Source organism: Shewanella carassii (assembly GCF_002777975.1).
Taxonomy (GTDB): Bacteria; Pseudomonadota; Gammaproteobacteria; order Enterobacterales; family Shewanellaceae; genus Shewanella; species Shewanella carassii.
In genome coordinates, this window is the sequence record NZ_NGVS01000031.1 from 110580 (window position 1) to 123845 (window position 13266).

The following is a 13266-nucleotide window of genomic DNA, read 5'->3' on the forward strand; positions in this document are numbered from 1 at the left end:
GTCTGTAATTGAAGTTGAGTGCGGCACTGGTGATTGAGCGTGCTTGGTTTTTTTATCGGCTTCAATCAATAATGCGGCCTTTCGCTTCCCCGCAAAGGCACGGTTATTTGGCCGGCGTTTGAGTTGTCGGGATAAAACTATTTGTAGGGATACAAAACATGGATCAAGAGCTTGGCCCGATTTTGTGTATTGTGGTGCTGCTGGCGCTGACCCTAGGGGTTATGTGGCTGGTTGAGACGCGGCGTAAGCCGACCCTGATGCAGGGTTGGTTGGATAAGCAGGGCAGCGAGCGCTTGTTTACCTACTGGGATGCGCCCAGTGCGGCAATTTATGCAGAAGGCGAACCACGGCACTATCGGCGTTTGCTTGAGGCTTGGCAAGGGTTGACGCCGCTTGAGGCCTGGTTTCAACATAACCTCAGCCGTATCGGGGTAACGCCTGTGGGAGCGACGTTGGGCAGTGCCAAGCGTTGGTGTCTTAGGACCTGGCAGAAACAGCAGGACCCGGCGGCGGCCTATTATCTGGGGATGATGCAGCTGATGGGATTGGGAGGCAAACCCGAATACCGCTCGGCGCTTGAGTTGTTTACCGCGGCGGAGCAGGGCGGCATTGCCAACGCCATTACCGCCCGCGGGCTGATGTTGCTGCGAGAACCCGCCAATGGCGAAGATTGGCCGATTGATCTTCCCGAGCAGCAGCGCTTTGCCGAGGCCGTCGCCTGCTTTCGGCAGGGGCTTGAACATGGGGATAAGCTGGCGGCCTTGAATCTGGGCTACTGCTTGGAGCATGGCATAGGCATAGCCGCCGATACCGAGGCTGCCATCGACAGTTATCTGATGGCGGCAAGACAAGGTGAGCCCGCTGCCCAGTATCGTTTGTCCATGCTGTTTGCAGCCAGGGGCGATTTGGCCGAGGCCTATGTCTGGGCCCGTGTTGCCAGCCAGTGCTCCGAGTCTGATATTGCCGTGGCGCGCAGCCGCAATATTGAGGCCATGCTGAAGCAGAGCCAGCGCCATCAGGCCCGTCAGAAGGCGGCGCTGTTTACCCTTGAAATCGTGGCGCCGCGAATGCAGGCATTGGCCAAGAATATGAATTTGCTCAAGGGACTGGGCTGATCTTATCTAAGCGAAAAGTCAGCATTAGGCAGCGCAGCTTAAATCGTGCAAGCTGGGCTTAATCTTCAAGATCTTGCTTATTGTATTCCTTGAGCTTTCGATAGAGGGTGGCCAGGCTCATCCCCAGTTTCTTGGCGGCCAGCGCCTTATTGTTATTCAGCGCCTCCAGCACCGAAATAATATAGTCCTTTTCAATGGTGTTGAGGGGCTTTATGCCGTTGTTGACTGTGGGTTTGGACAGGTTATGGTGAAACTCTTCCGGTAGGTCTTCCGGCATTATCTGGGGGCCAGAGCTGAGTACCACGGCGCGCTCTATGGTATTGGCCAGCTGCCTGATATTGCCGGGCCAGTCGTAATTAAGCAGCAGATCGGCGGTTTTGTAATTAAAACTGGTGACTCCCCGGGCAAATTTTTGATTAAAGTCCGCCAGGAAATGGCGGGCCAGAGGCAAGATATCTTCCCCTCGTTGTCTCAGTGGCGGAATTTTCAACTGGATTACATTGAGTCGATAATAAAGATCCTGACGAAACTCCCCTTTTTCTACCGCTTCTTCCAGGTCCTTATTGGTGGCTGAAATAATCCTCACATCGACGTTTTTAATACTATTATCACCCACACGGCGGATCTGCCGTTCCTGAATGACCCGCAGCAGTTTGGTCTGCATCATGGGGGAAAGTTCTGCGACTTCGTCCAGGAATAATGTGCCACTATCGGCGCTTTCAATTAAGCCAATCTTTTGCGATTCGGCCCCGGTAAAGGCGCCCTTAACATGACCGAAGAGTTCACTGTCGAGTAAGCTTTCAGCCAAGGCGCCACAGTTTATCGCCAATAAAGGTTTATCACTGCGGTTGGAATGTTTATGGATAAACTCGACCAACTTCTCTTTGCCGACGCCGCTTTCTCCAGTAACAAGAATCGAGGTCGGCACATCGGCCACATTGAGTGCCATGTTGATGAGTTTTTGCATCGGGTAACTGTTGGTCGGATAGCTGTTGCTAAAGAAGGGGGTATCGGCGGGAAAATTATTTTCTTGCTTGAGATATCGAGGCCGATGATTTTCATCCTTGAGGATTTCATCGACTTCGGCCTGAATATTTTCCGCGGTTATGCCGTTGAAAAACGGCAGGAAGGGCGTGAGCTCATCTCCCCACTCTTCAAGATAGTTCCCGATAAGGTGACAGTGACAGTCGCCTTTGCCCTGACATTCAGACTCGATGAAATAAACTGTGCTCTGTTGGACATGAGACACATAACCACTGGCAAAGCCCACCTGTTCCCAACAAACAACCTGATCGGCCTGACCGTTGATTTTTAACTGTTGCTCCGCCTCGTAGGAACCGATGAAATAGGTTTCTACCAAGGGGTCGCCATGGCGTCCATCGGTGCGATGGCTGCTCAAGACTTCACCGAATCCGAACATTGAGCAGACCATGGGGCCCAATACCCCCTGTTTGGCCTCGGCCCAGACATCGGGCAGTTGGCGTTTTAATTGTTCGGCCAGTAACCAGCCACGGATAAATCCCGAGCGGGTGATTATGGTGCGGCTGAGATCATTGCCAACGGTTTCGATAATTTCATTTCGGAGTAATCCATGAGACGACATATCCATCAGATACATTCTTCTCCCCAGAAAACTCATGGTGCCTCCATGGGGTTTAAATGCCAGAAGTTCTCTTAGGTCAAGCTGGGATGTTTTCATCTAAAACAACACCTTAACATATTATGCTATCGACGAGCTTAGCATTACAGGTGTTAGCTTTCAGTGACCGCCTTCCTGATTATTCGTGTTTAAAATGTAGGCGATGAGTTGATGTTTTTAAGAAAGGCCAGCCCATTTTCGTGAGCTGGCAAGATTGGTTTTTACTTATATAAAGGCATTATTCGAACGTTTAAGGCACATTAAATTCGAATTCATGGCAGCTATTGCAAAAGTTTTCCGATTCTCCATGTTCGATATGACAATTTTCACACTCCAGACTCGTCCCATAATGAGGGGAATCATGGGCATCCGGCGCTCCGTGATAGTCCTCTTTTTGCTTGGGTTGTTCGTGACAGGTAAGGCATTGATCCATTTCAACTGCGGCAAAAGGTTTGCTGAGATGGCAGCTCTTACAGGTTAAACCCGCATCTTTATGGTGAGATTTTATTTCATTCATTGCAAAGGATTGGGAAGAGCATATTAAGGTAGCAGTTAATAAAATTGCTAGATTGTTTATGTTCATCATTTTCACCCGGTTATTATTGGTGTCATCATGCTGACGATGATATTTCCCGTTGAACTAGAAGGTGTATTTGAGATAGGTTTGAAAACGGGTCATATCCCCCTCTCTGTCTCCCATGTTTTCAACCTCTCCAGATCTCACTCCTATGGCATATTCAATATCAGGAGTGATATTCCAAAATAGATTGGTATGCCAGGAGAAGGCGGTCTTATTGGCATGTTCGGTTAAAATGCCTTTGTCGAACCCCTCATCGTCCTGCTCTGAATAACCGGCCCCAAGAGTCCAACGTAGATTGTTTCCCAGTGAGAATATGACACCGCCATTGATACTGCTGAACTTGAGCGTATCTGTGTTGCCTTGAGCATCGATACCGGCACCGGCATTGAATCCCAGACCCGCATAACGGCCGATGCCGTCACCGTACATCAATCCCAGTATCGCCTTATGCCCGTCACCAAACTTGAGGCTGGTATTGAGTGCCAGGCCATAGCCGAAGGCATCGTCGCCATCCAGCTCAAATCTACGCACCACGGCGCGGGGAGAGACAGTTAAATACTCATTGGCATAGAAATACTTGGCCACTATGTCCGGCATGATATCTTCGCTGGAGGAGCCGCTGTTGACATGGGTAAATGGCCCCGCCTTGGTTAAGCCCAGAGTCGGGTTTTCCAGGCTGATGGCCGCATAATGCCCCTTGCCCATGGTGTATTGGTAACGTACCTGAGCCTGACGCACAAAGCTTGATCCCGGATCTGTGGCAAAGTCGAGTGAAGGCATGGTGCCGGCAAAGTCCATGAAGGCCGTCCAGGTTTGCCCCGCCAACAGCGAATGGGCGCCATTGTCCATCTTGAAATAGGCATGGCGAATACGGAATCCATTGCTGTTGGACCAAGTGGGACCATCGTTGTCGATATCGGCGAAGAAGTCCCCCTCGAAGTGGGAGGTTAATTTGCCATAGTCGGTGTCTGTGCTCGATTTGAGATAGATTCGGCTTTCTCTCGCCGTCATTCTAAAGTCAGACAGTTCGGCATTGGGTGAACCATCCAGTGGTGTCGAGTACACGCTGTAGAGATCACCGTTGCTGGGGGCGGTTACCGTGCCGTCGGTGTCATAAATACCTGTCAGTTTGATAAATCCGCCCAAGTTAAGCTTGGTATCTTTGATTTCGAAGTCATAGCCAAGTGCAGGAGTCGTGGATGCAAGTAACGCGGCACCGATGGCAATTCCTAAATAGTCACGTTTTAACATGTGGTTATCCTCAATCTATGTCGGTTAACGGCCAGCAGACCTGGCCGTTGCTAGCCGCTATGCTTTGGCAGCGTTTTGTCCCGCGATACGGCCGAAGACAATGCAATCTGGAATGGCGACCGTACCCAGTCGACAGGCACCATGGGTGCCACCTGTGGCTTCCCCGCAGGCGAATAGGCCGGGAATCGCTTCTCTGGTGGCGATATTGAGCACTTGCGCTTGGGTATCTATTTCTATGCCACCCATGGTGTGGTGGACTTTCGGCCATAGGCGTACGGCGTAGAAGGGGGCGTTGACAATTGGCTTTTGGTTCATAGAGAAAGGTTTGCCAAACTCAGGGTCGCTTTTTTGCTTCACATAATCGTTGTAGCGCTCTATTTGGGCTTTCAGGGTTGGCGCCGACATTTTGTAATACGAGGCCAGCGACTCTAAGCTATCGAAAGTGCGTACTACCTGGCGTTCGAGCAGTTTGGGCATCACGTGCATCGATGCCTGGGCACCATCGGCATCACAAATGGCAACCGCAATATTGCCGGTTTTTATGATGGCATCGGCCCGTACTTTTCTGTCTGCCAGTTCATCTACGAAGCGTTCGCTGGTTTCGGGGTTAATCATCACCCCGTGGGTAAACGCCGAATAGGCGGCGAAAATTGGCGCAAGACCAAAACCCTTTTCATCCGGAGACGCCCAGGGGCCGAGCTGGATCCAGGAGAGTTGCACTGGGTTAGCACCGACGCGGATCATCTCTTTCAGGCATTCAGCGGTAGCGCCACTGTGGTTGGTCGTGCGCAATTCATCCGTGAGTCTGGGATCTTGTGTGGCACGATAAAGGGCATCTGCCGCAAAGCCGCCCGATGCCATCACCACACCTTTATTGGCTTTAATAAAGTGAGTTGCCGCTGTGTCTTCCTTACCTGGCTTATACTTTTTGATCACTTCCAGGCCGATGACACGACCTTCAGGATCTGTGATGAGACGTTTAACGTAGACCTTTTTGTGCAGGGGGATATTCAGCTCATCACACTTTTTCAGCATGGGTTGAATGATGCCTGAGCCGGATTGGTTATAGGTGGTGTGAGTTCTGGGGATGGAATGGCCGCCGAACTGAGCCAGTTTATCTTTCCATTTAACTCCGAGAAAATCTCTGCACCATTCGAAGGCGTCATTGGAGCGCTCTGCCACCATGCGAGCCTGATCCGGGTAGTTGAGATTGAGGCCGGCCTTATACATGTCTGCGAGCAGGGCATCGACTGAATCTTTAACACCGTTGGCCTTTTGAATATCGCTGCCAACAACCGCCATGCCACCGCCATTGATGGTCGAGTTTCCACCCGGTACCGGCATTTTTTCCAAAATAACCACAGAGGCATTGGCATTTTTAGCTTCGATTGCCGCAGAAAGACCGGCAAATCCACTGCCGACTACGACAACATCGTACGCTTCATCCCAATCAATCGGTTGGGTTTTAGGCGTTGTTTGAGCGACTGCCAATCCGGATAATGCCAGCCCTGCCGTTGCGGTTGTGATACTGGTAACTTTTAAAAAATTACGTCTGGATAAGTCTGCATTATTATTTTTTGTCATCATCGATTTCCTTTATTCGAATTTAGTCATTTGTATTGATAAATTGCTAATTAAGTTGAGCTTTAATATAGATATTTAACTGTGCTCAATTTATTATTGGCATATTGTGTGCCAGTTAATCATTTGTTTTAAGTTATTGTTTTTGATGGTTTTTATTTTTGTTTTTAGTGGGGTGTGATCTGAGTCGCTATACTTTTGAGAAATATATTCTCATTCATTTATTGTTTTTATTTTTATGAGTGTGACATAGGTCTTGTTGGCTGGTTTTAAAACGTTTATTAGTTAGAATATTGGCCGAAAATGTTTTAGTAAGTGATGAAATTAAACTGACGGTTTAGTGTGTTTTATATTCTATTTTTGAGTTTATTTGCCGGAATTTGGTTTCCGCCTGCGAGCAGGACATGTTTTTCTGTTTGGCTGGTATAGAGAGCGGGATAAAGCTTGTGTGTATGCATGCTCGATGCCTTTATTATTTGTGGCGATCTCTGTGGATTTTTACTGGCTTGAGAGATATTGAGTCGTGCCGGCGCGATATTTTCAAGAGGGCTGAGCACAGATATTAGCGGCTCTAGTATCCTTCTTGAATACCGATAAAGGGCGTGTGAGCCAATAAAATACTGGCAAACAAACCTTTGGCAATGGGAGGCGGAATATGGTGGCCGGAGTTAACCGGCCAGGGGAACGGGATAAGGGCTTAATCGAATGCCCCAGCAGCTTTGGATTAGTCTCTATGGCCGTGTGCTAGCTCAAGCACCTGCTCAAAGTCCATACCATCAATCTTTTGCCCTATTAGACCGAAGTCCATCTGACCATATTGATCTGAGTGATGCATCGCCGCCAGGGGATCATTAAATTGAGCCCGTTGAATGCTTCGCAGGGCCATAACCAATTCTTGTTTATCATGGGAGTTAAGCCTTGCCATCAACCTGATAATATCCTGTTGGGTGGACTTTGCGCTGCTGCCATCGAAGACAATGGCGTTGGGGGCGGTACTGCAGGCCGTCAGGCCGGTCAAAACGATAGCGATTATTATATTCTTCATTAGCTAACTTCCGTTTATCTGTGTATGACTTCCATGTTAATTTGTTGTTGTCTGTGCTGCTGTGAGAGCACTGCCAAGGCGTAGCTAAGAGAAGCTGTCAAATTACAAGTGCATGGAAGTGTCAAAGCACTTTAGGGGCTCCAATATTTCGAGATGAGTGAGTTGGGTTGTTCGAGAGATTGAGGTTCCGGAAGTGAGGATTGCCGGTATTTAAACTACCATAGCCTCCTCGAGCGGTTTCTTCCTTGAGCCAATTCTGACAAACGCGTTACAGGATACCCTACCCTAAAATTGCCAGCAAGTTATGCGGCTTATTTATCCAGCTTTCCTAGATTGCACTGTTCACAAAGTATTTGCATGTTATTAATATCCAGCGCTTTGAGCGGATACTTGCTGCGGGGCAGAATATGGTCAACATGCAGCACGATATTATGTTCGGCTTTAGTACGGTTGCACTTCGCACATTTGTGTTCGTGAGTTTGCAGCACCTGATATCTGAGTGCCAGCCAGGCCCTGGATTGATAAAAGTTATCTATGGTTTTGGGCTCGAACTCGCTGAGCTGCTCCGGATGCTCAAAGGCGCGGTGGCCGAACTCGGGAGAAAAGAAGCTGGCCTGAATATCGGCCTTGTCCTGATGCTTGTTGAGCCATTTCCAAATGCCGCGCAGGGCACTCTGCTCACTCTTGTAACGCCGGGTTCTTATGCTGTCTCCAGTGCGAAAAGTCACTTGAATTTCCAGTTCCACGGTATTTCCTTCTCTTTTATCTGGTGGGGTTTTCTCGGCCTATTGGCATCAGGTTTCCTTGAGTTCATCCAGCTGTTTGAGGATCTGCGTTTGTTTCTTGGTGAGCTTGATGACCTTCAACGCCTCCCAGAAGGCGATGGCCGAGCCTATGGCGATCAGTGCATAACAGTTGATGGGGTTATTGAGCGCTGGGACGAAGGCATCACCATCGGCGATAATCAGGCCATAGAGTGCCAGTCCTATGAGCAACATGCCGGGGGCCCCCAGCAGTTGAGTGATGACCAAAGAGCGTTTGACCTGGGCCAGCTCGGCGTGCAGTTGAGTCTTCATAATGCCTCCTTTGAAGCGAAGGTATAACATCGGCTACTACAGCAGAGGAAATGGTATTCCGGCGGTTATGCGTTGTCATAGCTGAATCTGCCCTGTTGCAAGCGGGAACTCAAGCGATATTTATCGGTTGCTGTCTGAACCCACCTTTGCATTAATCCGGCAGCACTATGACTCCCAAGGGTTCCAGCAGTTGCTCCTGTTGCCAGGCACAGATCTTGACCCCTTCGAGGTTGACCCGCCTGGGATCGAGTCCATCCAGATCGGCAAAGGTCAGGTCGCAGCCCCGCAGATTGACCTGTTGCCAACAGTCGCGGGAGAAGGTGCCGCGGCTGAGATCTGAGCCCATCAAGGAAGCACCGCTGAGATTGGCATTGCTCCAGTTGTTTTCAAACAGCTCGCATTTTTCCAGGCATTGGCCGCTCAAATTGGCATAGGCTAGGTTACAACCCGAGATATAAGCCGAGCAGAAGTACATCTTATGGCTGACTTGATTGTAAAAGCGGGCCCGGGAAAAGTTGGCGCCCTTGAGATCGCACTCCCTGAACTCTATGCCAAAGCAGTTGGCACCGTTGAAATTGGCCAAAGACAGACGGCAGGCCTTGAAACTGGCATCGCGCAGATCGGCATAGCTGAAGTGGCACCCTTCGACGGCGCCGCTTTCAATGAAACTGCAATCCTCGAAACTGGCATCCCTTAGCTGACAGTGGCTGAAGTCACACTGATAGAAGCGGCAGCGGCGAAAACGGCTGTCACTCAAATCCTGGCGTGAGAAATCCTCTTGTTGAAAAACTTTATCGATAATGTCCATACGGCTTCCTTTAATCAGGGAAGAGGCTACCTCTTTCGATGAGCTCTGCCTAGGCAGGCAAACATGGAGTTGGTTCGCGCCTTCCCAACAATCTTTGCAGGCTAGCATCGGCGCTCTGGAATATCACTAAAAATAAAGCCTTTAAAATCATAGCTTTGACAAGTGCTTAAATCGCGATTTTAAGGGGGTAAACCGACATTTTGAGAGCCTTTAAGTGGGTTCCATGCTCGAGGCGTCGTGAAAAATAATTCAAGCTCGCGGAGAACTGCTGACGAGGCTTGTAGAGTGTCAGAAGTTTTCTCTTGATAGCTTGTTTGAAAAATCATTTAAAGACGATGGCTTAAATGAACCCCGGGTTTGTATATTGTGCCGCCTTTGACAACACTTAAGCAGGGCGCGAGTAAGCCTTCGTGATCTTCTCTTTTGTCGAGAGTGGCTTGCACAACCGTTGGCGTTCAAGGCATAGGACTGAAGACCTGCAGAGGTCTTTCCTATAGATACAGTTGTCCGGGGGGATAGTTATGCGCTTACTTTTTCCGCTATTGCTCTATTGTTGCAGTGTGCAGGCGGCTGCGGATCTGAGCCAGCTCAGGTATCTCACCGAAGAATACCCTCCTTACAATTTCAGTGCGGAACAGGGGCAGGTTTCTGGATTCACAACCGACATTTTGCATCTTGTTTGGCGGGAGATGGGGGTTGAGCCGCAACCCATAGAGATATTGCCATGGGCCAGAGGCTACTACCTGTTGGCAAGCCGCGATAACGTGGTGTTGTTTTCCACGACCCGGACCGATGCCAGGGCTCCCCTGTTTCAATGGGCCTGCAGTCTGGGCACTCTGGAGTTAAATCTGTATGCATTCAAACAGACGGCGCCGAGATTAACCCGTCTGGATGATGCCAAGCGGCTAGTGGTGGTGGCAGTCAGAGAAGATGTAGGTGAGCAGTTGCTGTTGAGTCATGGCTTCAATCCCGCCTTGTTGGTGCGTACCAGCAGCCTGGAGCAGGCGATTAGGGTGCTCAGTAGTGGCCGAGCTAATTTATTGTCCAGCAACCGATTAACCTTGGTGAGCACCCTTAAACGGCAAGGCTATGAACCGAACATGATGGCGCCTTTGCTTGAGGTCAGTCATAAGCCTTTGTGTTTTGCATTCAGTGCCGGTATCCCTGCACAATTGGTGAGTGACTTTCAGGCTGTGCTCAACCGTGTTTTGAGCTCGGAAGAGGGGCGGCGTCTGAGGCATAAGTACTTTGATGAAGAAACCTTACTCAGCGTACCCTGAAGCGGGAATGTGAGTTGTCTTGAGGATCCCCCCTGAGCCTTGAGGTAGACTGCAGCTCCGTATTTACAACGGAGTTATTATGCAAGTTGTCAGCTTTACCACCATAGGCCACGCCGAAACCCAGTACACAGAACTGGCCAACATGCCGATCCAGGGCAGTAAGGTCGCCGATAACCAAGGGGTGTTGGTGATCCATCCCGACTATGCCGAAGGGTTGGCCGACCTCGATGGTTTTTCCCATGTTTATGTGCTGTTTCACCTGCACCAATGTAAGCAGGGGGCGCTCAAGGTTAAACCGTTTCTCGATAACCAATTGCGCGGTGTGTTTGCGACCCGTTCACCCAAGCGCCCCAATCCCATAGGTCTGTCGATACTGGAAATTGATCGTTTAGAGGGCAACCGCATTCATGTTAAGGGGATCGATATGCTCAATGGCACCCCCATCATAGATATCAAACCTTATATTCAGGCATTTGATTGCGTGCAAAATACCCGTGATGGTTGGTATGAACAGGGCAAAGATCCGTTGCAAACTCTTTCCGACGACAGATTTGCCTGACACAAAAACCGTTCCTATTTCATCACCGGAGCAGCATATCCCGGTTGCTCTGGTTTCCTCGCGCCTGGCCACGCCGACATTCTCGCCGCTGTGAGCTGAGCTTTTTATCCGTTTAGTCGGTTTTGACTATGGTGTAAATTTTTTCCCTCTTATTGATTCATATCACTTTGTTGGCGTTTTAACTTGTTTCCAATGGCTGGAATCGTCAAAATCCATCCTCCCGCCAAGGGATCTTAAGGATGCTCTGGCGGCCGCCTCGACTGTGTTGACTGTGCTTATCATCGCGGTCGAATTGAATTTAAGCGAGCCCTGGATGGGCCCAGGCCTTAAGGCCATCGAAAAGGATTGTTTTGAAAACTGCTATTGTCGTTCAGTTTCCCATTAGGCTGCTGGTTAATCTAGGCCAAACGCTTTCTTCCCCTTTATTTGCTCTGCATACGCACCTAGCAAGCCCCCTTAGCCATGCCAAGTTGTTTTTATGTTTGATGGGTGCTTTGGGGCTATTTCATCATGCCACTTCGATTTGCGGACGCGGCTATCTCTTTACTGTTAACAACAGGAGTCTCAGATGACAGCTGCCAAATGGATTTTACATTCCCCGAAGCAGGCCGGTGCCCCGCAGTTGCAGCTGTTGACGCCGCTGGCTGATGGCCGTCAGCAATTGCTTTGGCAGTATGAGTTACCTCAGGCCGAGGATGAAGTGGTGCTGAGCGCCTTCTACAGCGACAGCGAATTTGTGGTCGCCACCTGCTCCGGGCAGATCTATGCCGGTGATATCGAAACCGGGCCTCGGCTGATGGTCAATCTGCCAAATGTCGGCATCTATGGTCATGGTTGGCTGGATAAAGACAGAGGCGAGTTCTGGTATGTGGCCGAGCAGCCAAGAGGGGATGATGAATATCCCTGTCTTCTGGGCTGGTCGCTGGCCGACTGGCGGCTGATTAACGATATCTGCTTGCCTGAATATCTGGATAATCGTCGCCTTGGCAGCACCATGGTACGGCGCCGTGACGGTTGTTTTTTATTCTATGAGCGTAAATGCGGCTCTCTGGCGCAGCGGGAGCATGGCTTCTGGTGCACCAATGTGGTCGATGGCCAGAGCCAATTTCACCGGATTGAGGGCAAACCGCTGCTTAAAGGCGTCCGTTACCCGAGTATACACCTTTGCCCTGAGCGGCAGTTGGCCTTATTGCCGGTGTCTGAGTGTCTGTTGGATGAGAGCGGTGACAGTCCACGCATTGGGTTGCAGTTGCAACTGGTAGCTCTCGAATCCCTTGATGTGCTTTGGCAACAGCCGGTGCTTTGGTTCGACAGCCATGATGGCTTGTTGGATCCGGATGAGTTTTCCACTTTGCTTGAGTCGCTCAGGAGCGGCGAAGATACCTGTGATGAAGATGAGCTGACTGATGCACTCGAAAGCCTGTTTGACGGGCTGAGCGGTATCCGCCTTTGCCGGGATGAAGCCGCTTTTTGGCTGAGTTGGCGCAGTGGCGAGCTGATGAAGGGCTATCTGGCGCCAGAGGAACACTTCCGCCTCAAGGCGGTGTCGCCTCGCTATCGCGCCAACGAATGCCCACTCCCCGGCGACGAAGCCAATCCCTTTGCCCTGGTAGCCTTTGATCACTATGACTATCAATTGACCTCTCCCACGGCCAATCGTTTGCTGCTGGTGGGGTTCAAGATATATGCGCTGGATACCAGCACTGTCAGGCCCATGCTGCCTGGGGAAGCCGAGTGCCAGAGTTTCCCCTGTTATTTCTGGCCTAAACCTGAGTTGGTGATGAGTGAGCAGCAGAGCCTGGCCCATGGTGAGGCGGGACTCAATCTCATTGAGGCCGATTATCTGGAGCTGGGGGAGTGTTTGCTGGCCAGCGCCAAAGAGATGGTCAGTCGCCTGGCCGACTTACCAAACAGCGCCAAGGGTGAGCGCCTGGAGTGGCGTTTTAGCGACAGACATGGCCGTGAATGGACCGAGGCGCAGTTTGTGGCCGCGCTGATAGCTGTGCCGGGCGGCGCCGAGCTGTTGGCAGAAGCCGTTGAGAAGCTGCTGGCCTATCCGGATGCGGCAAGTCTGCGCAGCGGCGCCGACAAGTCGGCCTTGTCGGACACAGTGCTGGCGCTGGCCGGTGATGACATAGCTTATCTGCCTTTGTTGGCTCGTTATTTCAATATGCTGGCTGATGTTCCAGGCGCCGCTTTTCATCAACAGCACTCAGTGCCGCTTATTCAACGGCGCCACGGCCAGGGGCTGCTCAAGCGCCGCCAATATCGCCGTTTTGTCCAGGATTTGTCCTGGCCGATTTCCCCGCCTGATTGCAAATCACAGGAATAA

Annotated in this window: 12 protein-coding genes; 4 read left to right on the forward strand and 8 right to left on the reverse strand. The window is 50.5% G+C overall.

Annotation, left to right across the window (positions count from 1 at the left end; genetic code table 11):
- Nucleotides 1-158: 158 nt before the first annotated feature.
- Nucleotides 159-1115: a tetratricopeptide repeat protein gene (locus CBE72_RS15275; RefSeq protein WP_100144713.1), complete on the forward strand. Its 957-nt coding sequence runs from the start codon at nt 159-161 to the stop codon at nt 1113-1115.
- Nucleotides 1116-1173: 58 nt separating this feature from the next.
- Here the strand turns inward: CBE72_RS15275 and CBE72_RS15280 are convergent, their stop codons facing one another.
- From CBE72_RS15280 to CBE72_RS15315, 8 genes are all read right to left on the reverse strand, one after another.
- The gene (locus tag CBE72_RS15280) at nt 1174-2814 is read right to left on the reverse strand and encodes a sigma-54-dependent Fis family transcriptional regulator (protein ID WP_100144715.1); all 1641 of its coding nucleotides are present in this window, start codon (nt 2812-2814) and stop codon (nt 1174-1176) included.
- Nucleotides 2815-3004: 190 nt separating this feature from the next.
- Nucleotides 3005-3340, reverse strand: a complete 336-nt coding sequence (locus CBE72_RS20630; RefSeq protein ID WP_139190829.1) for a cytochrome c3 family protein — start codon at nt 3338-3340, stop codon at nt 3005-3007.
- Between the two features lie 54 nt (nt 3341-3394).
- A complete protein-coding gene (locus CBE72_RS15290) occupies nt 3395-4585 on the reverse strand; it encodes a DcaP family trimeric outer membrane transporter (protein ID WP_100144717.1) in 1191 nt (396 codons plus the stop codon).
- Between the two features lie 57 nt (nt 4586-4642).
- The gene (locus CBE72_RS15295; RefSeq protein WP_240613089.1) at nt 4643-6172 is read right to left on the reverse strand and encodes a flavocytochrome c; all 1530 of its coding nucleotides are present in this window, start codon (nt 6170-6172) and stop codon (nt 4643-4645) included.
- Between the two features lie 718 nt (nt 6173-6890).
- Nucleotides 6891-7211 (reverse strand): hypothetical protein, encoded by a 321-nt coding sequence (locus CBE72_RS15300; RefSeq protein ID WP_100144721.1) that lies wholly within the window; start codon nt 7209-7211, stop codon nt 6891-6893.
- Nucleotides 7212-7522: 311 nt separating this feature from the next.
- The gene (locus CBE72_RS15305; RefSeq protein WP_100144723.1) at nt 7523-7957 is read right to left on the reverse strand and encodes an HNH endonuclease; all 435 of its coding nucleotides are present in this window, start codon (nt 7955-7957) and stop codon (nt 7523-7525) included.
- A 48-nt stretch (nt 7958-8005) separates the two neighbouring features.
- Nucleotides 8006-8287, reverse strand: coding sequence for a hypothetical protein (locus tag CBE72_RS15310; RefSeq protein ID WP_206191798.1), 282 nt, complete (start codon nt 8285-8287; stop codon nt 8006-8008).
- Nucleotides 8288-8438: 151 nt separating this feature from the next.
- Nucleotides 8439-9095 carry a QnrA family quinolone resistance pentapeptide repeat protein gene (locus tag CBE72_RS15315; protein ID WP_100144725.1) on the reverse strand — a complete coding sequence of 219 codons (657 nt, stop codon included), beginning with the start codon at nt 9093-9095 and terminating at the stop codon, nt 8439-8441.
- A 521-nt stretch (nt 9096-9616) separates the two neighbouring features.
- Between CBE72_RS15315 and CBE72_RS15320 the strand changes: the two genes are divergently transcribed.
- From CBE72_RS15320 to CBE72_RS15330, 3 genes are all read left to right on the forward strand, one after another.
- Nucleotides 9617-10375, forward strand: a complete 759-nt coding sequence (locus tag CBE72_RS15320) for a substrate-binding periplasmic protein (protein WP_100144727.1) — start codon at nt 9617-9619, stop codon at nt 10373-10375.
- Nucleotides 10376-10454: 79 nt separating this feature from the next.
- Nucleotides 10455-10934 (forward strand): tRNA (N6-threonylcarbamoyladenosine(37)-N6)-methyltransferase TrmO, encoded by a 480-nt coding sequence (gene tsaA / locus CBE72_RS15325; protein WP_100144729.1) that lies wholly within the window; start codon nt 10455-10457, stop codon nt 10932-10934.
- A gap of 568 nt (nt 10935-11502) precedes the next feature.
- Nucleotides 11503-13266: a hypothetical protein gene (locus CBE72_RS15330; protein ID WP_100144731.1), complete on the forward strand. Its 1764-nt coding sequence runs from the start codon at nt 11503-11505 to the stop codon at nt 13264-13266.

Coding starts and splice junctions, on each gene's coding strand:
- CBE72_RS15290 (WP_100144717.1), bottom strand. CDS start 4,585: ATGTTAAAACGTGACTATTTAGGAATTGCCATCGGTGCCGCGTTACTT.
- tsaA (WP_100144729.1), top strand. CDS start 10,455: ATGCAAGTTGTCAGCTTTACCACCATAGGCCACGCCGAAACCCAGTAC.
- CBE72_RS15320 (WP_100144727.1), top strand. CDS start 9,617: ATGCGCTTACTTTTTCCGCTATTGCTCTATTGTTGCAGTGTGCAGGCG.
- CBE72_RS20630 (WP_139190829.1), bottom strand. CDS start 3,340: ATGATGAACATAAACAATCTAGCAATTTTATTAACTGCTACCTTAATA.
- CBE72_RS15315 (WP_100144725.1), bottom strand. CDS start 9,095: ATGGACATTATCGATAAAGTTTTTCAACAAGAGGATTTCTCACGCCAG.
- CBE72_RS15280 (WP_100144715.1), bottom strand. CDS start 2,814: ATGAAAACATCCCAGCTTGACCTAAGAGAACTTCTGGCATTTAAACCC.
- CBE72_RS15275 (WP_100144713.1), top strand. CDS start 159: ATGGATCAAGAGCTTGGCCCGATTTTGTGTATTGTGGTGCTGCTGGCG.
- CBE72_RS15330 (WP_100144731.1), top strand. CDS start 11,503: ATGACAGCTGCCAAATGGATTTTACATTCCCCGAAGCAGGCCGGTGCC.
- CBE72_RS15295 (WP_240613089.1), bottom strand. CDS start 6,172: ATGATGACAAAAAATAATAATGCAGACTTATCCAGACGTAATTTTTTA.
- CBE72_RS15300 (WP_100144721.1), bottom strand. CDS start 7,211: ATGAAGAATATAATAATCGCTATCGTTTTGACCGGCCTGACGGCCTGC.
- CBE72_RS15310 (WP_206191798.1), bottom strand. CDS start 8,287: ATGAAGACTCAACTGCACGCCGAGCTGGCCCAGGTCAAACGCTCTTTG.